The 22,278-nt window shown below is 72.8% G+C and carries 24 protein-coding genes and 1 pseudogene; 16 read left to right on the plus strand and 9 right to left on the minus strand.

The window, feature by feature from the left end; translation table 11 throughout:
* Window positions 1–24: 24 nt before the first annotated feature.
* Both OHA72_RS24995 and OHA72_RS25000 read right to left on the minus strand, forming a co-directional pair.
* Entirely contained in the window at window positions 25–1,014 is a 990-nt protein-coding gene (locus OHA72_RS24995) for a LacI family DNA-binding transcriptional regulator (RefSeq protein WP_327010215.1), read from the minus strand.
* Window positions 1,015–1,286: 272 nt separating this feature from the next.
* Window positions 1,287–2,381: an epoxide hydrolase family protein gene (locus tag OHA72_RS25000; RefSeq protein WP_327010216.1), complete on the minus strand. Its 1,095-nt coding sequence runs from the start codon at window positions 2,379–2,381 to the stop codon at window positions 1,287–1,289.
* 45 nt (window positions 2,382–2,426) lie between these two features.
* Here OHA72_RS25000 and OHA72_RS25005 point away from each other — a divergent pair, with 45 nt between their 5' ends.
* The 3 genes from OHA72_RS25005 (at window position 2,427) to OHA72_RS25015 (ending at window position 3,808) form a co-directional block, all read left to right on the plus strand.
* The gene (locus OHA72_RS25005) at window positions 2,427–2,975 is read left to right on the plus strand and encodes a CGNR zinc finger domain-containing protein (protein ID WP_327010217.1); all 549 of its coding nucleotides are present in this window, start codon (window positions 2,427–2,429) and stop codon (window positions 2,973–2,975) included.
* A gap of 103 nt (window positions 2,976–3,078) precedes the next feature.
* Window positions 3,079–3,285, plus strand: a complete 207-nt coding sequence (locus OHA72_RS25010) for a hypothetical protein (RefSeq protein ID WP_327010218.1) — start codon at window positions 3,079–3,081, stop codon at window positions 3,283–3,285.
* Window positions 3,218–3,808 carry a copper homeostasis protein CutC gene (locus OHA72_RS25015; RefSeq protein WP_327010219.1) on the plus strand — a complete coding sequence of 197 codons (591 nt, stop codon included), beginning with the start codon at window positions 3,218–3,220 and terminating at the stop codon, window positions 3,806–3,808. The genes OHA72_RS25010 and OHA72_RS25015 overlap by 68 nt, the downstream gene beginning before the upstream one ends.
* Here OHA72_RS25015 and OHA72_RS25020 read toward each other — a convergent pair.
* Window positions 3,784–4,358, minus strand: a pseudogene (locus tag OHA72_RS25020) (DUF4291 domain-containing protein). The gene OHA72_RS25015 and the pseudogene OHA72_RS25020 sit on opposite strands and share 25 nt — an antisense overlap.
* Window positions 4,359–4,389: 31 nt before the next feature.
* Here OHA72_RS25020 and OHA72_RS25025 point away from each other — a divergent pair.
* Window positions 4,390–4,716 (plus strand): MazG nucleotide pyrophosphohydrolase domain-containing protein, encoded by a 327-nt coding sequence (locus OHA72_RS25025; RefSeq protein ID WP_327010220.1) that lies wholly within the window; start codon window positions 4,390–4,392, stop codon window positions 4,714–4,716.
* On the opposite strand, the gene OHA72_RS25030 is transcribed toward OHA72_RS25025, so the two are convergent.
* On the minus strand, window positions 4,695–5,279 hold the full coding sequence (locus OHA72_RS25030) for a TetR/AcrR family transcriptional regulator (protein WP_327010221.1): 585 nt from the start codon (window positions 5,277–5,279) through the stop codon (window positions 4,695–4,697). The genes OHA72_RS25025 and OHA72_RS25030 overlap by 22 nt on opposite strands.
* A 79-nt stretch (window positions 5,280–5,358) precedes the next feature.
* On the opposite strand from OHA72_RS25030, the gene OHA72_RS25035 reads away from it, so the two are divergent.
* Genes OHA72_RS25035 through OHA72_RS25045 form a run of 3 tightly spaced genes read left to right on the plus strand, consistent with a single transcriptional unit; the run spans window position 5,359 to window position 7,948 of the window.
* Entirely contained in the window at window positions 5,359–6,351 is a 993-nt protein-coding gene (locus tag OHA72_RS25035; RefSeq protein WP_327010222.1) for a medium chain dehydrogenase/reductase family protein, read from the plus strand.
* Window positions 6,352–6,387: 36 nt separating this feature from the next.
* Complete coding sequence (locus OHA72_RS25040; RefSeq protein WP_327010223.1) at window positions 6,388–7,182, plus strand: ABC transporter ATP-binding protein; 795 nt, start codon at window positions 6,388–6,390, stop codon at window positions 7,180–7,182.
* Window positions 7,154–7,948, plus strand: a complete 795-nt coding sequence (locus OHA72_RS25045; protein ID WP_327010224.1) for an ABC transporter permease — start codon at window positions 7,154–7,156, stop codon at window positions 7,946–7,948. The genes OHA72_RS25040 and OHA72_RS25045 overlap by 29 nt, the downstream gene beginning before the upstream one ends.
* Here the strand turns inward: OHA72_RS25045 and OHA72_RS25050 are convergent.
* Window positions 7,938–8,960: a LacI family DNA-binding transcriptional regulator gene (locus OHA72_RS25050; protein ID WP_327010225.1), complete on the minus strand. Its 1,023-nt coding sequence runs from the start codon at window positions 8,958–8,960 to the stop codon at window positions 7,938–7,940. The two genes, OHA72_RS25045 and OHA72_RS25050, sit on opposite strands and share 11 nt — an antisense overlap.
* Window positions 8,961–9,136: 176 nt before the next feature.
* Between OHA72_RS25050 and OHA72_RS25055 the strand changes: the two genes are divergently transcribed.
* The 7 genes from OHA72_RS25055 to OHA72_RS25085 all read left to right on the plus strand — a co-directional run bounded on the left by OHA72_RS25055 (window position 9,137) and on the right by OHA72_RS25085 (window position 15,760).
* Entirely contained in the window at window positions 9,137–10,477 is a 1,341-nt protein-coding gene (locus tag OHA72_RS25055; RefSeq protein WP_327010226.1) for an ABC transporter substrate-binding protein, read from the plus strand.
* Window positions 10,478–10,571: 94 nt separating this feature from the next.
* On the plus strand, window positions 10,572–11,405 hold the full coding sequence (locus tag OHA72_RS25060; protein ID WP_327010227.1) for a carbohydrate ABC transporter permease: 834 nt from the start codon (window positions 10,572–10,574) through the stop codon (window positions 11,403–11,405).
* Window positions 11,395–12,252, plus strand: coding sequence for a carbohydrate ABC transporter permease (locus tag OHA72_RS25065; protein ID WP_327010228.1), 858 nt, complete (start codon window positions 11,395–11,397; stop codon window positions 12,250–12,252). Before OHA72_RS25060 ends, OHA72_RS25065 begins: the two co-directional genes overlap by 11 nt.
* A complete protein-coding gene (locus OHA72_RS25070) occupies window positions 12,249–13,379 on the plus strand; it encodes a Gfo/Idh/MocA family protein (protein ID WP_327010229.1) in 1,131 nt (376 codons plus the stop codon). The genes OHA72_RS25065 and OHA72_RS25070 overlap by 4 nt, the downstream gene beginning before the upstream one ends.
* Window positions 13,376–14,212, plus strand: a complete 837-nt coding sequence (locus tag OHA72_RS25075) for a sugar phosphate isomerase/epimerase family protein (RefSeq protein WP_327010230.1) — start codon at window positions 13,376–13,378, stop codon at window positions 14,210–14,212. The genes OHA72_RS25070 and OHA72_RS25075 overlap by 4 nt, the downstream gene beginning before the upstream one ends.
* Before the next feature lie 31 nt (window positions 14,213–14,243).
* A complete protein-coding gene (locus OHA72_RS25080) occupies window positions 14,244–14,774 on the plus strand; it encodes an RNA polymerase sigma factor (RefSeq protein ID WP_327010231.1) in 531 nt (176 codons plus the stop codon).
* Window positions 14,771–15,760 (plus strand): CU044_5270 family protein, encoded by a 990-nt coding sequence (locus OHA72_RS25085; RefSeq protein WP_327010232.1) that lies wholly within the window; start codon window positions 14,771–14,773, stop codon window positions 15,758–15,760. The genes OHA72_RS25080 and OHA72_RS25085 overlap by 4 nt, the downstream gene beginning before the upstream one ends.
* A gap of 250 nt (window positions 15,761–16,010) precedes the next feature.
* Here the strand turns inward: OHA72_RS25085 and OHA72_RS25090 are convergent, their stop codons facing one another.
* A complete protein-coding gene (locus OHA72_RS25090) occupies window positions 16,011–16,901 on the minus strand; it encodes an ROK family protein (RefSeq protein ID WP_327010233.1) in 891 nt (296 codons plus the stop codon).
* Between the two features lie 75 nt (window positions 16,902–16,976).
* Between OHA72_RS25090 and OHA72_RS25095 the strand changes: the two genes are divergently transcribed.
* A complete protein-coding gene (locus tag OHA72_RS25095; RefSeq protein WP_327010234.1) occupies window positions 16,977–18,266 on the plus strand; it encodes an enolase C-terminal domain-like protein in 1,290 nt (429 codons plus the stop codon).
* Window positions 18,263–19,096 (plus strand): NAD-dependent epimerase/dehydratase family protein, encoded by an 834-nt coding sequence (locus OHA72_RS25100; protein WP_327010235.1) that lies wholly within the window; start codon window positions 18,263–18,265, stop codon window positions 19,094–19,096. The genes OHA72_RS25095 and OHA72_RS25100 overlap by 4 nt, the downstream gene beginning before the upstream one ends.
* Here OHA72_RS25100 and OHA72_RS25105 read toward each other — a convergent pair.
* From OHA72_RS25105 to OHA72_RS25115, 3 genes are read right to left on the minus strand one after another with little or no spacing between them, the layout of a single operon-like run.
* Window positions 19,078–20,046: a hypothetical protein gene (locus tag OHA72_RS25105; RefSeq protein WP_327010236.1), complete on the minus strand. Its 969-nt coding sequence runs from the start codon at window positions 20,044–20,046 to the stop codon at window positions 19,078–19,080. The two genes, OHA72_RS25100 and OHA72_RS25105, sit on opposite strands and share 19 nt — an antisense overlap.
* A complete protein-coding gene (locus tag OHA72_RS25110) occupies window positions 20,043–21,110 on the minus strand; it encodes a TFIIB-type zinc ribbon-containing protein (protein WP_327010237.1) in 1,068 nt (355 codons plus the stop codon). The genes OHA72_RS25105 and OHA72_RS25110 overlap by 4 nt, the downstream gene beginning before the upstream one ends.
* Window positions 21,111–21,116: 6 nt before the next feature.
* On the minus strand, window positions 21,117–22,262 hold the full coding sequence (locus tag OHA72_RS25115; protein WP_327010238.1) for an SPFH domain-containing protein: 1,146 nt from the start codon (window positions 22,260–22,262) through the stop codon (window positions 21,117–21,119).
* Window positions 22,263–22,278: the final 16 nt, after the last annotated feature.

The raw sequence follows: 22,278 nt of genomic DNA on the forward strand, positions 1-22,278 counted from the left end.
CGGCTCGAAAACGGCCGGGAGAACTCAGCCTGAACTGTCGCGGACGGTCAGTGTGGTCGGGAACGTGGCGTGCCAGCCGCTGCCGACCTCGCCGGCCAGCAGCGCCCGGGTCGCGGCCGCCGCCATCTCCTCGACGGGCTGCCGCACCGAGGTCAGCGGCGGGGTCGTGCACGCGGCGATGAGGCTGTCGTCGAAGGCGATGACCGCGACGTCCTGCGGCACCCGCCGGCCGGCCGCGGCGAGGGTCTGCAGCGCGCCGGAGGCCATCAGGTCGCAGGCGACGAACAGCGCGTCGAGGTCCGGGTGCTCGTCGAGGAGGCGCCGGGTGCTGGTGGCGCCGGTCTCCCGGGTGAACTCACCGCCGTCGCCGGTGATCGGGTCGAGCCCGGCGTCGCGGACGGCGGCGAGATATCCGGCGCGGCGGTCGACGGCGTCGCTGATGTGCGCCGGGCCGGTGACCGCCGCGATCCGCTTGCGGCCGTTGCGGTGCAGCAGCCGCACCGCCTCGTAGGCGCCGGTGGTGTTGTCCGGCACGATCGACGGCACCGGCGCGGCGGTGCGCCCCATCGACACGACCCGCGGGCAGATCGCGTGGAACGCCGCGGCGAGCGGCGGCGGCACGTTGACGAGGATCGCACCCACGCTGACGGAGTGGGCGACGCGGTCGAGCAGCCGCGGCGCGTCGGGCAGCCCGACGACGTGGACCCGCATCTGCGCCTCGGAGTGCCGCAGCCCGTCGACGACCCCGGCGACGACCCGACCGTAGTAGGGGTTGGTGCCGAAGCTGGTCGGCCGGCCGTCCACGACGATGAGCTCCACGACGTCGCCGTGCCCGCGGGCCAGGGCCCTGGCGACCGGGTCGGGCCGGTAACCGAGCTGCTCGACGGCCCGCTGCACCTGGTCGCGGACCTCTGCCGCGACGCGGGCGTTGCCGTTGATGACGCGCGAGACGGTCGCCCGCGAGAACCCGGCGACCTGCGCGACATCATCAAGCGTTGGTCGTTTGTGTTGCATCACGTGAGTTTATGGCGTCACCCGAACGCTGTTTCTTCTGCGGCGGCCTTCAGCCGTCCAGGAGCCGTGGGGATTCTCACCCCACACCCCCAGTGCACCCGCTGGTCGCACGCCCTGAAGGGCGCGGGCGACTCGCACGCGTGCGCGCTGCATCTGAAAGGCCCGTGGCCCGGGTTCCGACTCGCGACAGGTCTGCCGGCCGATTCGCCTGCCCTTCGCGCGAGACGCGTAGGCAGGCCCGTCCGGAGGACCCCGCGCTGCAAGAGCCTGGGTCAGCGGAACGCGGTGCGGATCTCCTGCACGAACAGCTCCGGCTGCTCGGCGGCCAGGAAGTGGCCGCCGGTGTGCGCGTGCGCGACCCTCGTCAACCTCGGGTAGGCGCGGCGCAGCCACTCCTCGGGCGGCACCGGCAGCCGTGGCTCGTTGGGGATGAGGACCGAGGCGGGCACCTGGATCACGTCGTGCGGGCCGGGCGGGCTCGACAACGCATAGAGGCGGGTCGAGCTGGCGATGGTGTCGGTCAGCCAGTAGAGCATCACGTTGTCGAGCATCAGGTCGGCGCTCAGCTCGGACGCGGGGTCGCTCCAGGTGAGCCACTTCTCCAGGATCCAGGCCGCGAGGCCGACCGGCGAGTCGGTCAGCGCGAACGCCAGGGTGTGCGGCCTGGTCTGCTGCACGTGCGCATAGGCCCCCTCGGTGCGGTCCCACTCGCGCGACGCGGCCAGGTAACGCTCCTCGGCCTCGCTCAGCACGGTGCCCGGGGGCAGATGCGCGTCCAGCCAGTTGGCGGTCTGGATGGCCGTGACCGTGCCGGCGTGGTGGATGCCGAGCCGGTTGACCACGCCGCCGCCGATGTCATCGCCGTGCGCCACGTAGCTGCCGAACCCCAGGTGCTGCACCATCAGCCGGTCGAAGAGCCGGGCGATCGCCTCGCGGTCCAGGTCCAGGTGCAGCGCCCGGTCCGACAGCCCGTAGCCTGGCAGGGCCGGGATCACGACGGTGAACGCGTCGGCCGGGTCGCCGCCGTGCGCCGCCGGGTCGGTCAGCGGCCCCAGCACGTCCAGATACTCCACGAAACTGCTCGGCCACCCGTTGACCAGCAGCAGCGGGCTCGGGCTCGGCCCCGTGCCCTCGGCGACGATCGCGTGCAGCCGGACGCCGTCGACCGTCACATACCGGTGCGGCAGCGCGGCGAGCCGCTCGGCCCGCGCCGGCCAGTCGTAGCCGTCGCGCCAGTAGGCGATGAGCTCGTCGAGGCGGGCCATCGTCTGCGGTGACTCGCCGCCGCCACGGATCGGCGCGGCCGGCAGCCTGGCCGCCGCGAGTCGCCGGTGCAGGTCTTCGAGCCGCTCCTCCGGGAATCTCATCCACCCATGTTACGTCCTAATCAGCTTTGACTGTAACCTGGCAGCATGGACCACCGGCTGCCGGCCCCGGGCGGGCTCGCCCTCGTCGAGGCGTTTCTGCGCACCCGCAACGCGGTGACGTCACCGCGGACCCTGGCCGCGTGGCTGCGCTCGCACGGCTTCCAGCCCGGCCCGCTCACCGCGGCGTCGCTGGCGACCGCGGTCGGTGTCCGCGAGGCGATCCGCGCCCTGGCCGCCGCGAACGGCGCGGTGCCGTCGCCGGGTCCGGCGGTCGAGACGCTGGACGCGCTGCTCCTGGAGCACCGGGTGACGCCGTCCCTCACCGGGCACCCGGCGTCGCCGGTGCCGGGCTGGCGGGCGGCCGGCGCCGGACCCGGCGACGGGCTGGCCGCCGCGCTCGCCGCGATCCTCGGCGGCGTGGTCACGGCGATCGCCGACGGCACCTGGCCGCGGTTCAAGACCTGCGCCGCCGACGACTGCCGGTATGCGTTCTACGACCACACCCGCAACCGGTCGACCCGCTGGTGCGATGTCGCCGGCTGCGGCGTCAACACCCGCATGCGGGCGTACCGCACCCGCCGGAAGCCCGCCTGACCCGGCACGGGCCGATGCCCCGCCGGGGCGGCGGGTGTGCCGCTCGACACCATGCGGGGACGAAACGGGCGGGGCGGCGGATGGCGCTGGCACGATTGGGGTCATGATCACGCCGTTGCTGGAGGTCATCGCGCTCGACGCCGTGGACGCGCGGCACGCCCGCGACGGCGGGGCGGACCGGGTGGAACTGGTCAGCGACATGGCGGCCGCCGCCGAGCCCGGCACCGGCGACCGTCGCCGCCGTGCGGGCCGCGGTGGACCTGCCGGTGCGGGTGATGCTGCGGACCCGGGCGGGCTTCGCGGCCGGTGACCTCGACGCCCTGCGGCGCACCGCCAAGGAGCTGCGCTCCGCGGGCGCGGAGGAGTTCGTCCTGGGCTTCCTGGACCGGTCCGGCGCCGTCGACCTGCCCGCCGTCCTCGAGGTCGTCGACGCCCTCGACGGCGCGCCGTGGACCTTCCACCGCGCGATCGACCACGCCACCGACCGCGCCGCCGTCTGGGCCGCGCTGACCGGACTGCCGGGCCTCGACACGGTCCTCACCTCGGGCGCCCCGGCCGGCCTGTCCGAAGGCCTCCCCACGGTCCTCGCCGAAGCGGCGGGCCTGGCCGAAGCGGCGGGCCTGGCAGGCACGGCGGGCCTGGCGGACCCAGCGGGCCGGCTACGGCTGTTGGTGGGTGGCGGGCTGCGGGACGAGCACATCGGGCCGCTGCGGGCGGCCGGCGTCACCGCGTTCCACTCGGGCAGCGCCGTGCGCCGTGATCGCGGCTGGGCCGGCCCGGTCGACCCGGCGCTCGTCGCCCTGCTGGCTCAGCGGCTGCGATCGGCCGGGTAGGGACGCTCGTCGGGGAGCATGGCCCGGGCCTCGTCGAGGGCGCCGGCGGTGACCAGCGCGTGGATCGCGTGGGCGAGGGGCGTCACGTCGCGGATGTCGACGGTCCAGTCGTCCACGTAGCGGTCACGGCCTCGCCGCTGAGACCCAGTTGCAGCGACCGGTGCTCCAGCGGCTGCAGCCGCAGGTCGCGCTCCGGGTCCCACTGGACGCGGACCGGGCTGGTGCGCAGCAGGCGGGACCACTCGGCACGGTCGGCGTGCACGCCGGGGGAGTAGTGGCTGAGGCAGGCGCCGGCGACGGCGGCGTCGAACCCGGCGCGGCGCAGCCGGACGGCGAGGACGTGCTCCTGGCCCTCCTTGGTGGCCCAGCCGCTGCGGTACATCATCCACAGGAACGACGGCTTGACCCAGGTCATCCGGTCCCGTTTGAACGGCGGCACGAACCGCTGCGCGTCCACGGCGGGCAGCGCGATGGCGGCGCCGTACGCCTGGTAGACGGTGATCGTCGCGTCGTCGAAGACGGCCCGGACGGCGCGGGTCTCATGAGGCACGCCGAAAACCCTAGAAGGTTAGGGTGCTGCGATGCCATTCGATTTGAACGATCTGCCCGCCACCGCCGCGGACGTCGCCGGTCACCTGGAGGCGGCCGGGTTCACCGAGTCGGCGCACCTGCGCCAGACCCTGGCTCTGGCGGAGGAGGTGGGCGAGTTCGTCGGCGCGGTCCGGCGGCACGCGGGGATGGCGCGGCGGCCGGGGCCGTTCAGCGACGTCGAGGCGGAGCTCGCCGACGTGGTGCTGACGGCGTTCGTCACCGCGCACACCATGGGCATCGACCTGCGGCAGGCCCTGGAGGACAAGCTGGCGGTCATCTACACCCGCGGCTGGCGTCAGCCGGAGAGCGCGTCGTAGAGCGGGGCGGGGTCCAGGCCCATCGAGGCGAAGTTGCCCTCGATCTCCAGGCTCACCAGGCCGTGCACGCGGCTCCACAGCTCCACCGCCCGCGCCGCCACCGCCGGGTCGGCGTCGGGCACGCCGCGGCGTGAGGCCCAGGCGGACAGCTGCGCCGACAGCGCCGGCGGCGGGGGCGGGCCGGGGGGCAGGGCGCGGATCAGCAGGTTCATCGGCTCCTGCGCGGCGGCGACGAGCCGGTCGCCGTGCGCGTCATACCCGGGCAGCGGCGCGGCGAACAGCAGCCGGTAGCGGTGCGGCTGCGCGAGGGCCCATTCCCGGTACGCGACCGCGAATGACGCACCGGAGGCCAGGGCGGCTGCCAGGTCCGCGTACGCGTCCACGATCAGCTCGGTGAGCAGCTCGTCGCGGCCGGCGAAGTAGCGGTACAGCGCGGGGCCGGACACGCCGAGCTCCTTGGCGATCGCGTTGATCGACAGGGCCTGCGGGCCGCCGGCCGCGAGCTGGCGCAGCGCGGCGGCCTTCACCTCGTCGCGGATCTGCGTGCGAAATCTGTCGCGCATGTCACTCATCTTGCCCTCCGAGCGCCGTCATGTTAGATACTATAACAGAAGTTAGAAGTTCTAACAGAGGAGTCGAACGATGCAGACCACCGAGATCGTCCTGCCGGGGATCGGCGAGCCGGAGACCCTGCGGGTCCGCGTGCGGGAGCTGCCGGAGCCCGGAGCGGGGCAGGTCGTGGTGCGGGTCGAGGCGAGCGGGATCTCCTTCGCCGAGCAGCAGATGCGCCGCGGGAAGTACTACGACATGCCGCCGTTCCCGTTCGTGCCCGGCTACGACCTGGTCGGCGTGGTCGAGGGGACCGGGCGGCGGGTCGCCGCGCTCACCAAGACCGGCGGCTGGGCCGACCGGGTCGTGCTCGACGAGGCCGACCTCGTGCCGGTGCCCGACGGGGTGGGCGCCGCCGCGGCCGAGACCGTCGTCGTCAACGGCGTCACCGCGTGGCGGATGCTGCACCGCGCCGCGAAGGTCCGCGCCGGCCAGACGATCGTGGTCCTCGGCGCCAACAGCGGCGTCGGCACCATTCTCGTCCAGCTCGCCCGGCACGCCGGGATCCGCGTCATCGGCACGGCCTCGCCGAAGCACCACGACGACCTGCGCGCGCTCGGCGTCGAACCCCTCGACTACCGCGCCGGCGACGTCCCCGCCCGGGTCCGCGAGCTGGCGCCCGGCGGCGTCGCGGCCGTCTTCGACCACGTCGGCGGGCCCGGCGTCGCCGACTCGTGGCGGATGCTCGCGCCGGGTGGCACCCTGGTCGGCTACGGCAGCGCCGCCACCCGCGATCACGCCGGCGACCCGCGGGTGCCCGTCTTCAAGCTCGTCGCCAGGCTGCTGTGGTGGAACCTGCTGCCCAACGGCAGGCACGCGACCTTCTTCGACCTGTGGAAGGGCAAGCGGAACCTGCCGCGGTACCGGCGGCAGCTGCACGAGGACCTCACCGCCGTGCTGGACCTCCTGGCCGCCGGGAAGATCACGGCCCGGGTCGCGAAGGAGTTCCCGCTGCGTGACGCGGCCGCGGCGCTGCGCTTCGCCGAGACCGCCGGGGTCGCGGGCAAGGTGGTGCTGATCCCTTGAGGATCATTAGCCCGGCTAACGAGCTATATTGGCCGGGTGGAAACCGACGGACCGGCCGTGCGCATCGACGGGCTTCGGCACCGGTTCAAGGAGACCGTCGCGGTCGACGGTCTCGACCTGGTCGTCGACCGGGCGGAGATCTTCGGCCTGCTCGGGCCCAACGGGGCGGGCAAGACGACCACGATCCGGGCGCTCGTGACCCTGCTGCCGCCGCAGGCCGGCACCGTGGAGGTGTTCGGGCTCGACGTGCGCCGCCGCAGGATGGCGGTGCGCCGGCTGATCGGCTACGTGCCGCAGGCGCTGTCCGCGGACCCCGCGCTCAGCGGCCGGGAGAACGTCGCACTGTTCGCCCGGCTGTTCGACGTGCCGCGGGCACAGCGCCGCGACCGCACCGCCGAGGTCATCGACGCGATGGGCCTCACCGACGCCGCCGACCGGCCCGCCGGCACCTACTCCGGCGGCATGGTCCGCCGCCTCGAGCTGGCGCAGGCCCTGGTGAGCTCGCCGCGGCTGCTGGTCCTCGACGAGCCGACGATCGGCCTCGACCCGGTCGCGCGGGCCGGGGTCTGGGAACGCATCCATGAGACCCGCGCCCGCACCGGCATGACGGTCCTGGTCACCACCCACTACATGGAGGAGGCCGCGGCCAACTGCGGCCGGGTCGCCCTCATGCACCGCGGCCGGATCCGCGCCCTCGACACGCCGGCGGCGCTGGTCGCGTCCCTCGGCGACACCGAGAAGAACCTCGACGACGTGTTCCGCGAGTACACCGGCGACGACCTCGACGGAGGTGGGTTCAAAGATGTCCGTGTCGCTCGCCGCGCCCGTTGAGCCGGTCCGGCTCCTCGCCTCCCGCACGTTCGCCCTGTGCCTGGTGGAGCTGCAGAAGCTGCGGCGGGACCGGACGGAGGTCGTCACCCGGGCGGTGCAGCCGGCGCTGTGGCTGATCATCTTCGGGCAGACGTTCACCCGGCTGCGGGTCGTGCCCACCGGCGACGTGCCGTACCTGGACTTTCTGGCGCCCGGCATCCTCGCCCAGTCGGCGCTGTTCGTGTCGATCTTCTACGGCATCCACATCATCTGGGAGCGCGACGCCGGCGTGCTGGCGAAGCTGATGGTGACACCCACCCCACGGGCGGCGCTGGTGACCGGGAAAGCGTTCGCCGCCGGTGTACGGGCCCTCACGCAGGCCGTCGTCGTCGTGGTGCTCTCCGTCCTGCTCGGCGTCTCCCTCGACCTGAACCCGCTGCACCTGCTCGGCGTCGCCGCCGTCCTGGTGCTCGGCTCGGCGTTCTTCTGCTGCCTGTCGATCACGCTCGCCGGCCTGGTCCTGAAACGCGACCGGATGATGGGCATCGGGCAGGCGATCATCATGCCGCTGTTCTTCGCCTCCAACGCCCTCTACCCGGTCTCCGTCATGCCGGGCTGGCTGCGGGCCCTCAACCACGTCAACCCGCTCAGCTACGAGGTCGAGGCGCTGCGCGGCCTGCTCATCGGCACCCACGCCCGGCTGCTGCTGGACTTCGGCGTCCTCGTCGGCTCCGCCGCCGTCGCGATCGTCGTCGCCTCGGCGATCCTCGGCAGGCTCACCCGCTGAGCCGGGGACCGGTGGAGCCGCGGACGGTCAGGTGCACCGGCAGCATCACCGACTGGCGCATCGCCGGGGCGGCCGGGTCGAGGCGCGACAGCAGCATCGACACCGCGACCCGCCCGGCCTGCTCGATCGGGGCGGTGAGCGTGGTCAGCGGCGGGTGGCAGAAGTCGGCGCCGAAGATGTCGTCGCAGCCGACCACGCTGAGGTCCTCCGGCACCCGCACCTCCCGCTCCCGCAGCCGCTGCAGGATGCCGATCGCGAGCAGGTCGTTGAAGACGATGCAGGCGGTCGCGCCCGTGTTGAGCACCGCGTCGGCGGCGGCGGAGCCGGAGCGGCGCCCGGACGGGAACGGCCCGACCCGGGTGAACGTGAGCCGGTGCCGGGCGGCGACCGCCCGCGCCGCGTGCCAGCGGGCCTCGTTCGGCCACGAACGCTCCGGGCCCGACACGTAGGCGATGTCGCGGTGGCCGAGCGAGATGAGGTGCTCGGCCGCCTGGCCGATCCCGGCCGGCGTGTCGATGATGGTGCTGGGCACGCCGCGCACGTTGCGGTTGATCGTGACGAGGGGGATGTCCTCGGCGAGCGCGGCCAGGGCCCGGTCCGGCAGGCGCGACGCGGCCAGGATCGCCCCGTCCAGCGAGCGGCGCATCTTGTGCAGCAGCTCCACCTCCAGGTCCCCGGAGTCCTCGGTGTCGATGAGCAGCTGCGCGTAGCCGGCGGCCTTGAGCTGCATCTGGGTGCCGCGCAGCACGCCGAAGTAGAACGGGTTCGTCACGTCGGAGACCAGCACCGCGATCGCGCCGGTCCGCCCGGAGCTCAGCGCGCGCGCCTGGGAGTTGGGCACGTAGCGCAGCTCGCGGGCGGCGGCCTCGATCCGCTCCCGGGTCGCCGGATTGACCCGGCCGGGGTTGTTCAGCGCGCGGGACACCGTCGACGCGGCGACCCCCGTGGCCGCGGCGATGTCATTGATGGTGACCGGCCGGTCACCGGATCCGAACTGGTGTGCACGGGGCATGACGAACAGCAGAGCAGACGATGGCAAACGATGGCAAGCGGTTGCCGCCGTGAATGCGGCGCTGATAGCGTCCGGCTCAATCCGCCGTCAAGCAGCATCGATGCGCCCGCCCGACACCCTGGTACCCGCCCGGTGCCGCGGGTCGGCGCACCGCTCACTGAGGAGTGGACACCCCTATGAGACGCATGTCCTTCATCGCCGCCGTTGCCGCCACCGCCCTCGTCTTAGCCGCCTGCGGCGACGGCGACGGCGCCCCCGAGTCCGGCGAGACCGGACTCAACGGTGCCGGCAAGACCCTCAACGTCCTCGTCCAGGCCAACACCATCTACCCCGACCAGCAGCGGTCCTGGTTCACCGAGATCAACGACAAGTTCAAGGCGCAGACCGGCGCCGAGGTGAAGTTCGAGACGTTCGCCTCGCCCAACGACGAGCTGACGAAGATCCAGACGTCGGTGCTGTCCGGTCAGGGCCCCGACATCTACTCCCTGGGCACCACGTTCACCCCGACCGCGTATGCGACGGGCGCGTTCCTGGAGCTCAAGGACGACGACTGGAAGAAGCTCGGCGGCAAGGACGCGTTCCTGCCCGCGACGCTGGGCATCTCCGGGCCCGACGCGGAGCACCAGGTCGGCATCCCGTTCACCAGCCGGCCGTTCGTCATGGCGTACAACACCGACCTGCTCAAGGCGGCCGGCATCGACAAGCCCGCGGACAGCTGGGACGGCCTGCTCGAACAGGCGAAGAAGCTCACGTCGGGCGGCACCTACGGCCTGGCCGTCGCCTACGCCGACGGGTTCGACCCGTGGAAGTTCATCTGGGCGATGAGCGTCCAGGCCGGCAACCCCCTGGTGAAAGAGAAGAAGGCGTCGCTGACCGACCCGAGCACGCTCAAGGCGTATCAGACCTACCTCGGCTGGCTGGCCACCGACAAGGTCGTCAACCCCGCCGCCGTCGGCTGGAAGAACGCCCAGGCGATCGCCGACTTCGGCGCCGGCAAGGCCGCGTTCCTGCCGATGGTCTCCGCAACGTCGAAGGTCACCCTCGACAAGTCCGCCGTCGCCGGCAAGTACGCCTACGCGATCATGCCGACGATCCCGCCCGGGCAGACCAGCAAGCCCTCCGGTGGTGTCGGCGCGACCAGCATCCTGTCCGGCGACAACCTCGTCGTGGCGAAGTACACCAAGAACAAGGACCTCGCCCTCGCCCTGGTGAAGCTGCTGACCAGCGCGGAGCAGCAGGAGTCGTACTACAAGACGTTCGGCGAGATGCCGACGAACGCGGCGGCGGCGAAGAAGCTGCAGGCCGACCCGGCGCTCGCGCCGATCATCGACTCGGCGTCGAAGGCCAGCGGCACCCCGTTCAACGGCGCGTGGAGCCAGGTCCAGCTGGCCCTGGTCAACGTGGTCGTGCAGTCGATCCCAGCGCTCAAGGACGGCAAGCTGGACGAGGCGAAGCTCAAGCAACTCATCGCCGACGGCCAGAAGGCCGCGCAGGACGCCCTGGACAAGAGTAAATAGATTCATGGCGATCGAAACTGTCGCACCGCCGGCGGCCCGGGACTCCAAGCCCGGGCCGCCGGCCCGCCGCCGGAGCCGACACCGTCCACTGTGGATGTTGGCGCCGGGTGGCGTGCTCCTCGTCCTGGTCATCCTGGTGCCGCTCGGCGTCGCCCTCACCGTGTCGCTGCTCGACCTCGACCAGTACACGCTGCGCGAGTGGACCGGAGCGCCGTTCATCGCGTTCGACAACTACGTCGAGGCGGTCACCGACACCGCGCTGCCGCACGCCATCTGGGTGTCCGTCGGCTACTCGGCCCTCGTCACCGTCGCGACCCTGCCCGTCGGGCTGGCCGCGGCCCTGGCGACCCAGCAACGGTTCAAGGGCAGGGCGCTGGTGCGTTCGGCGTTCCTCATCCCGTACGTGCTGCCGGCCTTCGTCGTCGGCACCGTCTGGCGGACCATCCTCATGCCGACCGGCCCCGCGAACACCGCCCTCGGCGAGCAGCACCTGTGGCTCAACGGGCCCAACAGCTACTGGACGCTCGTCGTCGTGCAGCTGTGGACGTCATGGCCGCTGCTGTACCTCCTGGCCGCGTCCGGCCTGCAGGGCATCAGCGACGAGGTGCACGAGGCCGCCGCGCTGGACGGCGCCGCGTGGTGGGCGAAGCTGCGCTACGTCATCTTCCCGCACCTGCGTGGCGTGCTCGCCCTCGCGCTGATCATCGCGTTCCTGCACAACCTCAACAGCTTCACGCTGCCGTACGTGCTGTTCGGGGTGCCCGCCCCGCACGACGTCGAGGTGCTGCCGGTCCTCACGTACGTGGAGAGCTTCCAGAACTTCCGGTTCGGGCTCAGCGCAGCCATGGCCGTGCTGTCCCTGGTGCTGGTCGCGATCCCGCTGTCGGTGTACCTGCGAGCGGTGAGGCTGAACCAGCATGAGAACTGACGTGCAGCGGCTGCTGCCTCGCGGGGTGCAGGCCCTCGTCATCGCGGTCCTGCTGGTCTTCGTCCTGACCCCGGTGCTGTACATGCTGTTCGCGTCCGTCAACGACGACCTCGAGGTCGCCCGCGGCGCGTTCTGGCCCACCAGCCTCCACCTCGACAACTACGCCAAGATCTGGTCCACGGTCGACCTCGGCGCCGGCCTGGTCAACAGCGTCGTCGTCGCCGGCACCGTCGCCGTCGTGTCCGCCCTGGTCGCCGTCGCCACCGCCTACGTCCTGGTCCGCTTCGCGTTCCTCGGCCGCGGCCTCATCCTGCGGGGGCTGCTCGCGCTGCAGTCGATCCCCGGCACGCTGATGCTGCTGCCGGTGTTCGTGCTGTTCGCGAACCTGTCCGCGGTCCTCGGCGTCCAGGTCATCGGCACCCGCTGGGCGCTGTTCGTCACGTACCTCACGTTCGCCCTGCCGTTCTCGACCTGGGTGATGGTCACCTACCTGCGCGGCCTGCCCACCGAGCTCGACGAGGCCGCCCGCCTCGACGGCGCCTCCTCCTGGCGGATCCTGCGCTCGATCATCATCCCGCTGAGCTGGCCCGGGCTGGTCGTGGCGAGCATCTTCGCGTTCCTGCTCGGCTGGAACGACGTGCTGTTCGCCTCCGTCATGACCAACCCCGACAGCCGCACCGTCGCGGTCGCCCTGCAGGTCTTCGGCGCCACCCAGGAGGGCGGCGCCATCCCGATCTACGGGCAGCTGATGGCCTCCGCGCTGATCTGTGCGCTGCCGGTGGTGGTGTTGTACCTCGTGTTCCAGCGGTTCCTGGTCGGCGGCCTGACGGCCGGGGGAGTGAAATGACAGACCTGATCAACGTGGCGATCGTCGGCAGCGGCATCATCGGCGGCAACCACGCCGACGCCATCCTGCGCCATCCTCGTCTGCGGATCGTGGCCCTGGTGGACGCGCTCGACGCGGCCAACGCGGCCCTCGCCGCCCGCATCGACCCGGCTCCTTCGTGTCATCGCACGCTCGGTGACGCCCTGGCTTCGCAGCAGGTGGACCTCGTGGCCATCTGCACCCCCAGCGGGCTGCACGTCGAGGCCGCCGAGCAGACCCTGCGGGCCGGCGCGCACCTGCTCGTCGAGAAACCCCTCGACGTGTCGCTGCCGAAGGCCCGCGCGTTCGCGAAGGTCGCCCAGGAGGCGGAGAACCGCGGCCTCGTCTGCGCCGTCGTCAGCCAGCACCGCTTCGACCCGGCGATGGTCGCCGTGCAGCGCGCCGCCGCCGCGGGCCGGCTCGGCCGGCTCACGTCCGCGGTCGTGTCCATGCCGTGGTGGCGCGACCAGGCCTACTACGACTCCGCCGACTGGCGCGGCACCTGGGAGTTCGACGGCGGCGGCGCCGTGGCCAACCAGGGCATCCACCTCGTCGACCAGATGCTCGCCCTGCTCGGCCCCCCGGTCGAGGTCACCGCCCGCACCGCCCGCGTCGCCCACGAGCGGATCGAGGTCGAGGACCTCGCGGTCGCCACGCTGCGCTTCGCCGGCGGCGCCCTCGCCGTCCTGCACGCCAGCACCAGCGCATACCCGGGCCTGCCGGTGCGGCTGCAGCTGCACGGCACCCGCGGCTCCGCCGTGCTGCACGAGGACCAGCTCGAATACTTCTGCTCCGCGGACAGCTCCCTGCCGGCCGCGGCGCAGACCCGTGAGCTCGTCGCCGCCGAGGACCTGTACGGCGCGCCGAAACCCGCCGACGGGTTCGTGCTCGGGCACCTGCGCCAGTACCAGGACCTCGTCGAGGCCATCGACGAGCGGCGCCCGCCGGGGGTCCGGGTCGCCGACGGCCTCCTCGCCCTCGCCACGGTGCGGGCCGTGTACGTGGCGGCCACCCTCGGCCGCCCGGTGCTGTTCGACCAGGTCCTCGACGGCGTCCACGACGACGTGCGCCCGTCGGTGACCGACGTGATTGAGGAGGAGCAGGCGTGAGGTTCTCGGTCTTCACCGCGTCGACCCCGGACTGGACCCCGCAGGAGGCGGTGCGGCACCTCGCCGCGCAGGGCTGGGACGGCGTCGAGTGGCGCGTCGTCGACCAGGACGACGCCGCCGAGCCGGGCTTCTGGAAGGGCAACCGCGCCACCTGGCCCCTCACCGGCCTCGAAGCGGCCCTGCCGGAGATCGCCGCGCTGACCCGCGGCGCCGGCCTGGAGTACTCCGGCATCGGCGGCTACGCCCGCAGCTTCGAACACGACGACGTCGCCCGGCTCCTCGCCGCGACCGCGACCCTCGGCGCCGGCCGGGTCCGGGTCACCATGCCGCTGCTGTCCACCGGCCGCTACCCGGACCTGTTCGACGCCACCCGCAAGGACCTCGAATGGGCCACCGGGCTCGCCGCCCGGCACGGCGTGTCGATCCTGGTCGAGCTGCACCACGAGACGATCGTGTCCTCGGCGTCCGCCGCGATGCGCCTCGTCGACGGCCTCGACCCGCGCCACATCGGCGTCATCCACGACCTCGGCAACCTCGTCATCGAGGGCCACGAGGACCACCGCGCCGCGTTCGAGCTGCTCGGGCCGTACCTGCAGCACGTACACGTGAAGAACGTGGCCTGGCAGCCCGCCGGCACCGCCGCCGACGGCACCGTCACCTGGGCGCACGACTGGGCGCCGCTGCGCACCGGGCAGGCGCACGTCGGCCGGTACCTCGCCGCGCTCGTCGCGCACGGCTACGACGGCTGGGTCACCGTCGAGGACTTCTCCACCGCCCTGCCCCTGCAGCGGCGCACCGCCGACAATCTCGAATATCTGCGGAGCCTGCTGTAACCCTCGCCGCGGCAGCGACATAGACAGGGGTATGGACGACGCCAACGACCGGGACACCGGCTGGTTCCGCGCCGTGTACGACCGGCACTACGCCGACGTCGTGCGGTACGGGCTGCGCCGCCTCGACCCCACCTCGGCGACCTCAGCCACCTCGTCGGCCGAGGAGCTGGCTCAGGAGGTGTTCCTGGTCGCATGGCGGCGGCGCTGGGACGTGCCCTCGCACGCGCTGCCATGGCTGTACGGGGTGGCCCGCCGCCTGCTCGCCAACCACTGGCGGGCACTGCGGGCCACCCCGCCGCCCGTGGAGCTCGGCGAGCGCCCCGCCACCGACCGGCACGACGGCGTCGACCAGCTCCTCGACGTCCGGGCCGCGCTGACCCGCCTGTCCGACGACGACCAGGAGATCCTCCGGCTCGTCGCGTGGGAGCAGCTCGCCGTCGGCGAGGCGGCGCTCGTCCTCGGCTGCGGCGTCACCGCGGCGAAGGTGCGCCTGCACCGCGCCCGCCGGCGTCTCACCGCACTGCTCGCCGAGATCCCTTCGCCGGTGGGAGGCACCCGATGAACGAGCAGATCCTGGACCTCCTGACCGCCGCCGACCCGGCGCGTGGCGTGCCCGTCGTCCCGGGCGACGTGGAGGCGCTGCTGCGCCGCGCGTCCCACGACGTCACCGGCTACGACCTGCGCCCCCCGGCGCGCCGCCGCCGTTTCCTGGTCGCGGCGGCTGCCGCGGTCGCCGTCGTCGCGGTGACCGGCACGACCGTCGCCGTCCTGGTGCGCGGCGGCCCCCCTGCCGATCCGGGCGTGCCGGTCGTGCCCGCGCCGAGCATCACGCCCAGCTGCCTCGACCGTCTCGCGGACGGCGTGACGAAGGCGCCCTACGACGGCGTGCAGGGCGCCTTCGAATACCTGCGGACCTCCGGGACCAGCGGCGGCACCGTGCAGATGAAGAACGGGAAGTTCGCCAGCATGATGTTCCAGGTGGAGACCTCCACGTGGACCGCCGCCGACGGCTCGCAGCGCCGCCGCACCACCACGCAGCCGCCCACATACGCCGACGAGACGTCGCGGATCTTCTTCCGCGACAACCCCGGCATGCTCCCCACGCTCGGCACCTCGACCGTCGACCTGCCGCCCGCCGAGGTCTCCCGCCCCGACGTCCCCGCCGCAGACCCGGCGGCGATGGCCGACGCCCTGTACCGGCCGCGGGAGAACGGCCCGTCCCAGGCGATCTTCGGCGTCGAAGACCTCGTCCGCACCCGCGTCCTGGACGCCGCGCACCGCTCGGCGCTGCTGCGGTTCCTCGCCCGCACCGACGGCGTCGCCTGCGCCGGAGAAGCGACCGACCCGGTCGGACGGACCGGGATCGCCGTGTCGGCACCGGTCGGTGCCGGACCTCGGCCGAGCCCGGGCGACCACGGCGGCGAGTCCGTCCTCGTCGACCCGGCCACCGGGGAGATCATTGCCGCCGGCTACACCGACGGCACCGGCACCACGTGGCACACCCTGTACCTGGAACGGGGGTTCACGGACACCCGGTCCCCGAGCTGACGGCTCGCAGGACGGCCGGCCGGCCGCCGAGGACGCCGGCGCTACTGCTCCGAGGACGTCCGCCGCCGCCTCTGAGGTGGTGCGGGGAGGTCGCTGTGGTGCGGGTGTCGCTGGCTGCTTCTGACACTACCCGGTCGGATCTAATTGATCTTCGACACCGTCACCAACCGTAGTTTACCCTGCTGAACATGGGTGGCCGCGCGCGGTCGCACCCTGGTTCGAACAGGCCGGCCTCGGCGTCAGGTGGTCGTCAGTACACCGCGGCGGTCGGGTGGGCGGCGGCCCAGGCGGCGCCGAGCAGGGCGGCGTGCTCCGTGTCCGAGACGGGGCGCGCCGGCAGGGTCAGCGCCAGGGCGGGCTCGATCAGGTCCCAGGCACCGGTCATCGAGCCGCCGAAGACGACCACGTCGGCGTCGAAGCGGGTGAGCCACTCGGTCAGCAGCAGGCCCAGCGCGCCGAACGCGGTGTCGATGACCGTCTGCGCGGCGGCGTCCAGCTCGCGGGCGCGGGCGGCCAGGCCGCGCATGCCGTCGATGTCGACGCCGGTCAGCGAACGGTACGCCCGGATCAGCGCGCGGTCGGAGACGACGTCCTCCAGCTCGACGCCGTCGATGGTGCAGAAGTGCAGCTCGCCGTCCGGAGGTACGTCGGGGCCGGTGGTGACCACGCTGCCGTCGGCGAGCCAGCCGGAGCCGATGCCGGTGCCGAGGGTGATGGCGACGCAGCGGGCCGCGCCCTTGGCGGCGCCGTCGACCCATTCGCCGAGGATGAAGGCGTCGGCGTCGTTGATGAACGTGAACGCGTCCGAGGAGGCCGGGATCGCGCGGGCCAGGGCGGCGCGCAGGTCGACGCCGCGGAGGCTGTCGAACTTGCCGACACCGGCGTGCAAGGAGACGCCGGTGCGGTAGTCGAACGGGCCCGGCATCGCGAACGCCCAGCGGTCCCCGGGGTGGGGGTCGAGCAGTTTCGCGGCGCCGGCGAGGGCGTCCACGATGGCGTCGGCGGAGAGGGCGGGGTCGAGGGGGTGGCGTTGCCGCTGGATCACCTGACGGTCGTCCAGCAGCACGCCGGCGGCCGTGACGTGGCTGCCCCCGATCTCGAGGACCCACACCGGCCGGGAGTCTGCTTCGGGCGCGTGCACGGCGTAACGTTATCGCACACATGATCGTCGGATCATGAGCGACCACCGTGCGATGCAGTCAGTGGAAGGTGAGCCGTGCACGATCCGAACCGGTTGCTGGGCCCGGACGGTGGTCTGCCCGAGTCGGTGCCGCCGTGGCCGGCCCGGGACGCGCTGCGGATCACCGCGGTCCGGCCGATCGTGACCGCGCCGGAGGGGCTGCCGCTCGTCGTGGTGAAGGTCGAGACGAGCGAGCCGGGGCTGCACGGGCTGGGCTGCGCCACCTTCACCCAGCGCTACGCCGCGGTGGCGGCGGCGGTGGCGGAGCACGTCGGGCCTCTGGCCGTCGGGCGGCACCCGGCCGACATCGAGGACATCACCCGCACCGTGCACTTCTCGTCGTACTGGCGCAACGGACCGGTGCTGAACAACGCCCTTTCGGGGCTGGACCAGGCGTTGTGGGACATCGCGGGCAAACGGGCCGGGCTGCCAGTCCACGAGCTGCTCGGCGGCCGGGTCCGCGGCGGCGTCGAGGTCTACACGCACGCGTCCGGCGCCGACACCGGTGAGGTGCTCGACGAGGCGGAGCGGCTCATCGCGCAGGGGTACCGCTGCATCCGCCTGCAACGCGCGGAGCCCGGCCTGGGCAGCTACGGCGCGGCCGGCACCGGCGGGCACTACCCGGACTCGCCGAACCCGGACGGCTGGGACCCGGAGCGATACCTGCGGGGCACGCCGTCGCTGTTCGCGGCGGCCAGGGAGCGGCTCGGCACGGGCGTCAACCTCATGCACGACGTGCACAGCCGGCTCACCCCGAAGCAGGCGGTGGTCCTGGCGCGGGCCCTGGAGCCGTTCGGGCTGTCGTTCCTGGAGGACCCGATCCCGTCGGAGCTGTACGACCGGCTGCCGGAGATCCGGGCCGCGTCGCCGGTGCCCCTGGCCGTCGGTGAGCAGGTGAGCTCGGTCGCGGACGCGGCGCGGCTCATCCGCGACGGAGGGGTCGACCTCATCCGGTTGCACACGTCGGCCGTCGGCGGGCTCACCCCGACGCGGAAGCTGGCGGCGCTCGCCGAGCTGTGCGGGGTCCGGACCGCGTTCCACTCCCCGGCGGACGTGTCGCCGGTCGGCGTCGCGGCGAACCTGGCCGTCGACATCTCCAGCCACGCGTTCGGGTTCCAGGAGTCGCACGAGTACAACGCGGCGACCCACGACGTCTTCCCCGGCTGCCCCGACGTGGTCAAGGGCTACATGTACCCGTCGGACCGGCCCGGCTGGGGCGTCGACGTGGACGAGGCGGAGGCGGCGAAGTATCCGCCGACGAAGTTCCTGTTCGACCGCTGGGCCGCCGTGGTACGCCGCCCGGACGGGTCCCTGGAGGCGCCGTGAGGGTCGTCGTCACCGGCGCCGCCGGCAACATCGGCCGGGCCGTCGTCGCCCGCCTGCACGCCGCCGCCGTCGATGTCGTGGCCCTCGCTCTTGAGGCGGTGACCGGCACGTCGAAGTGTGTGGTCGGGTCGGCCGGCGACCCGGACGTGGTCGCCGAGGCGTTCGAGGGGCAGGTCGACGCGGTCATCCACCTGGCCGCGATCCCGGCACCCACGCTCGGCACCGCCCTGGACGTGTTCACCGGCAACACCAGGGCCACGTTCGTCGTGCTCGACGAGGCCGCCCGCAGGGGCGTGCCGAGGGCCGTGCTCGCCAGCAGCTACGCCCTGCTCGGCATGCCGTTCTCGCCGCACGACCTGCACCCGCCGTACTACCCCCTCGACGAGCAGGCGCCGCCGCAGGTCGAGGACCCGTATGCGCTGTCGAAGCTCGTCGACGAGCTGACCGGCGAGATGTTCCACCGCCGGCACGGCATGGACGTGGTCGCGTTGCGGTTCCCGTTCACCGGCGGCACGCAACGGCTCGCGAAGGCCGCCGCGGACGTGCGCGCCGACCCGGAGCTGGGCGCCCGGAACTCGTGGGCCTACCTGCACGTCGATGACGCCGCCGAGGCCGCGTGGCTGGCCGCGTCCCGGCCGCTGACCGGGTTTCACCGGGTCTTCCTCGCCGCGCCGGACACCTTCGCGGCGCAGCCGACCGAGGAGCTGATCGCCGCCTACCACAAGGGTGTGCCGGTCCGTGCGGCCATTGCGGGCCGCCGGGTCCCGATCGACACCGGCGCCGCCGAGCGGCTCCTCGGGTTCCGCCCGGCCTACAGGATCCCCGAGTAGGCCGGATACGGCGTCGTCTTCGCCCCGGTGACGAGCGCGTCGAAGAACGCGTTCGTCAGCAGGGCCCTCGGCGCGTACCGCCGCACCAGCTCCGCGGCCTCCGGCGGTCCGAGGAACGGCGCCTCACCGCGCAGCACCGCCGCGCGCTCGGCCGGCCCGCGGAACTCCTCGGCGAGCCAGGTCGCCAGGTGCCCGGTCGTGTACCGCAGGTCGTAGTCGGCGTGCCGGCGCAGCCAGTCCCGCTCGTCCGCGTCCAGCTCGAAGCCTTCGTGCAGGGCGAGCCCGTAGTCGGCGAGATACACCTGGCGGCCGTCGGTGAGGATGTTGTTGAAGTGCCCGTCGAAGTGCCACAGCCCCTCGCCGTTCATGAACGTGATCGCGTCGCGCAGCCGGGCGTCGACGACAGGGGCGGCGGACGCGTCGGCGCGCAGCAGGTCGTGCACCGTCTGCGGGAGGTGCTCGAGGAACAGCACGAGCCGCGCCGGTGCGTCCCGCAGCTGGGTCAGCCGGTCGCGGACGGCCGGCGCGCCGCCCCAGTAGGCGACCCGCTCCTCGATGTCCTCGCCCTGCCAGGCGAACCCGGCCGGCAGCACCCGCCAGTGGTGCAGCAGCGGGAACGCGGCGTGCCGCCCGGTGAGGACCCAGCCGGTCGTGATCCGGTGCGCGGCGAGCTCGCGCCACACCCCGAAGCCGGTGGAGCCGACCCCGTACTGGCAGTACATCGGCAGGCCGAACAGGTTCGCGGTCGAGTGCGGGTGCGCGAGGTCCAGGGCGGTGACCGGGACCTGCTTGACGAAGACCGGCTCGCCGGCCACGTCGAGGGTCGCGGTGCGCCCGCCGATGCCGACCGCGTCGGGCCGGGCGTGCCGGTCGAGCAGCGCGGCAACGGCGGTGTCGCCGAGCAGGGTGAGGGCGGCCGACACCCGCTCATGGCGCAGCAGCCGCGTCACGGCTGCCGCGCGTACCAGATGAGGAACACGACCACGGCGATCAGCAGCACGCCACCCGTGACCGCCGCGGCGATCTTCGCGGCGCTGTAGGGGCGTTCGCCGGCGACCTCGCCGGTGCGGCCGTTGACCTGGATGTTGTAGGTCTTGCCGGCGTACACGTAGCAGGCGAGCCACACCGGCAGCAGCATCAGCTTGAACGTCAGGTCGTGGTAGGCGGTGTCGACGTGCTCGACGCGCTGCTCGTCGCCGCCGATGTCGGCGCGGCAGTCCTGCTCGATGAGCGGCGCCATGCGGGCCTTCGCGGCGTCGAGGGCCTGCTCCGGCTCGACGTCGTAGCGCAGCGTCTGGTGCCCGGCGAGATACTCCGGCCGGAACGGCTCCGCGTCGGTCAGCGGCCACGGCTCGAGCGCGTCCAGGTGTTCCCTGGTGACCTTCGTCGTGCCGGTGACCAGGACGTCGTCGAAGTCCCGGGCGACGGTGCCGGACGCGCCGCTCCACCGGGTCCGCCGAACCTGCCGGGTGCGGGTCTCCCCGTTGGAGGTGTACGTCTCGGTGACGTAGTAGTGGTCGCCGCGTTGCCCCTCGTACTGCGACACGGTCCGGCTGTCGTAGGTCCAGTGCGGCAGATATGTGCTCTTCGCCGACTCGGCCTCACCGACCTTCTTCAGCCCTGACGGCGCGAACCAGCGGGACGCGACCCAGGCCCCGAGCGCGGTCCGCAGCGCCCGCTGGTCGACGGTGAACGGCAGCACCGCCTCCGGCACGACCTGGTCGGCGGGGTCGACCTGGGCGACGACGGGGGCGCCGCAGAACCGGCACCGGTCCGACACGGTGTCACTCTCCGTCTGCGCGCCGCAGCCGCCGCACACGTAGACGTTGGCGGCGAGCAACGCGATCGGTTTGCGGGGAAGGCCCGCGAACTGCGCCCAGTCGTGCTCGCGCACCGCCCGGTCAGGCGGCTGCTCGATGAGCGTGGTGTGGCCGCAGTACGGGCAGCGCAACGCGTTGGTGCCGGGGGCGAACTCGACGGTGGCGCCGCAGCCGGCGCACGGGAACTGCCGCATCGGCGGCTACGCCTGCGGGGGCAGCGGCGGCGCCTGCGGAGGCTGCGGTGGCGGCGGCGCCTGCGGGGGCAGCGGCGGCGCCTGCGGGGGCAGGGGCGGCGGGACGGCGGCGAACAGGGCGCCGAGCTCCGGCACCTGACCCGCCGGTGTCCACTGCGCCATGCCGTTGCGCCACACGAGGGTCTCGCGGGTGACGGTGCCGCCGCGGATCTGCGCGCCGAGCCCAGCAGGGCCCTGCTGGGCTCCGCCGACCCCGGCGAACCACTGGTCCTGCTGCGGCAGCGGCGGCGGCCCGCCGCTGGGAGCGGCCGCGTTCGCCATCCGCTGCCCGGCGGCCATGCCGATGCCGAACCCGAAGGCCTCCCCGGCGCCGCCGGAGTTGTTGGCGGCGTCCTCGATCGCGTTCGCGGTCTGGAACCTGGTGTACGCGTCGAGGTTGCCGACGACCCCCATCGAGGTGCGCTTGTCGACGGCCTCCTCGACCTCCGGCGGCAGCGAGATGTTCTCGATGACGAACTTGGGGACCTCGATGCCGTAGCCGGCGAGCTCGGCGGTGAGGACCGGGGCGAGCCGCTGACCGATCTCCAGCTGCCGCGCGGCGAGGTCCAGGACCGGCACCTGCGCGGTGGCCAGGGCGCTGCCGAGGTGCCCGACGATGAGCTGCCGGACGAACTCCGAGACCTCCTCGGTGCGGAACTGCGGGTCGGTGCCGACCAGCTCGCGCAGCAGCCGGGACGGGTCGGCGACCCGCAGCGTGTACGCGCCGAACGCCCGCAACCGCACCATGCCGAACTCGGCGTCGCGCAGCAGCACCGGATTCTGCGTGCCCCACTTGAGGTCGGTGAACTGGCGGGTGTTGACGAAATACACCTCCGCCTTCCACGGCGACTCGAACCCGTACTTCCAGCCCTTCAGCGTCGCCAGGATCGGCAGGTTCTGCGTGGTCAGGGTGTGGGTGCCGGGGGTGAAGACGTCGGCGACCTGCCCCTCGTTGACGAACACGGCGGTCTGCGACTCGCGCACGACCAGCTTCGCGCCCATCTTGATCTCGTTCTGAAAACGGGGGAACCGCCAGACGATCGTGTCCCGGCTGTCATCGAGCCACTCGATGATGTCGATGAACTCGCCCTGGATTCTGTCCCACAGTCCCACGCCGCGCCCCCTTGCC

The organism is Dactylosporangium sp. NBC_01737 (assembly GCF_035963215.1).
In the GTDB taxonomy this organism is placed as follows: Bacteria; Actinomycetota; Actinomycetes; order Mycobacteriales; family Micromonosporaceae; genus Dactylosporangium.